The sequence below is a fragment of the Pseudomonas sp. 91RF genome (assembly GCF_003576265.1).
Lineage (GTDB): Bacteria > Pseudomonadota > Gammaproteobacteria > Pseudomonadales > Pseudomonadaceae > Aquipseudomonas > Aquipseudomonas kribbensis.
Genome location: NZ_QWFC01000004.1, coordinates 1 through 1735, shown reverse-complemented (window position 1 = coordinate 1735; position 1735 = coordinate 1). Strand labels below are relative to the sequence as shown.

Sequence of the window (1735 nt, the reverse complement as noted above, 5' to 3'; positions counted from 1 at the left end):
CTGATTCGCTTGTCGCGCATTGAAGCGCACAAGCCGCTTGCCCATCGCCAGGGTTGGTTTGAATTGATCGCTGAGGAGTCTTTTTCGTGACTGACGCAAAAACTACTAAATTCCGTGACGTTGAAATCCGCGCTGCCCGCGGCAACAAGCTGACCGCCAAGAGCTGGCTGACCGAAGCGCCGCTGCGCATGCTGATGAACAACCTCGACCCGGAAGTGGCCGAAAACCCGAAAGAACTGGTGGTCTACGGCGGCATCGGCCGCGCCGCGCGTAACTGGGAGTGCTACGACAAGATCGTTGAAAGCCTGACCAACCTGAATGACGACGAAACCCTGCTGGTGCAGTCCGGCAAACCGGTCGGCGTGTTCAAGACCCACAGCAACGCCCCGCGCGTGCTGATCGCCAACTCCAACCTGGTGCCGCACTGGGCGACCTGGGAACACTTCAACGAACTCGACGCCAAAGGCCTGGCCATGTACGGCCAGATGACCGCCGGCAGCTGGATCTACATCGGCAGCCAGGGCATCGTCCAGGGCACCTACGAAACCTTCGTTGAAGCCGGTCGCCAGCATTACAACTCCAACCTCAAGGGCCGCTGGGTCCTGACCGCCGGCCTCGGCGGCATGGGCGGCGCCCAGCCATTGGCCGCGACCCTGGCCGGCGCCTGCTCGCTGAACATCGAATGCCAGCAGGTGAGCATCGATTTCCGCCTGAAAAGCCGTTACGTCGACGAGCAGGCCAAAGACCTCGACGACGCCCTGGCGCGCATCGAGAAGTACACCAAGGAAGGCAAGGCGATCTCCATCGCGCTGCTGGGCAACGCCGCCGAAATCCTTCCGGAACTGGTCCGCCGTGGCGTGCGTCCGGACATGGTCACCGACCAGACCAGCGCCCACGACCCGCTCAACGGCTACCTGCCGGCCGGCTGGACCTGGGACGAATACCGCGCCCGCGCCAAAACCGAACCGGCTGCGGTGATCAAGGCTGCCAAGCAGTCGATGGCGGTACACGTCAAAGCCATGCTGGACTTCCAGAAGCAAGGCATCCCGACCTTCGACTACGGCAACAACATCCGTCAAATGGCCCAGGAAGAGGGCGTGGAAAACGCTTTCGACTTCCCGGGTTTCGTCCCGGCCTACATCCGTCCGCTGTTCTGCCGTGGCATCGGTCCGTTCCGCTGGGCGGCGCTGTCGGGTGATCCACAAGACATCTACAAGACCGACGCCAAGGTCAAGGAACTGATCCCGGACGACGCCCACCTGCACAACTGGCTGGACATGGCCCGCGAGCGCATCAGCTTCCAGGGTCTGCCGGCGCGTATCTGCTGGGTCGGCCTGGGACAGCGCGCCAAGCTCGGTCTGGCGTTCAACGAAATGGTCCGTCGCGGCGAGCTGTCGGCGCCGATCGTGATTGGTCGCGACCACCTCGACTCCGGCTCGGTCTCCAGCCCGAACCGCGAAACCGAATCGATGCAGGACGGCTCCGATGCCGTGTCCGACTGGCCACTGCTCAACGCCTTGCTGAACACCGCCAGCGGCGCGACCTGGGTCTCGCTGCACCATGGCGGCGGCGTCGGCATGGGCTTCTCGCAACACTCGGGCATGGTGATCGTCTGCGACGGTACGGATGAAGCGGCCGAGCGTATCGCTCGCGTGCTGCACAACGACCCGGGCACTGGTGTGATGCGTCACGCCGATGCCGGTTACCAGATCGCCATTGACTGTGCCAAGGAGCA

General features: G+C 63.4%; 1 protein-coding gene. It reads left to right on the top strand.

What is annotated here, in order from left to right; genetic code table 11:
- Nucleotides 1–86: 86 nt before the first annotated feature.
- A partial coding sequence (hutU, locus tag DXT77_RS00025; protein ID WP_119426117.1) for a urocanate hydratase occupies nt 87–1735 on the top strand: 1649 nt, incomplete at its 3' end.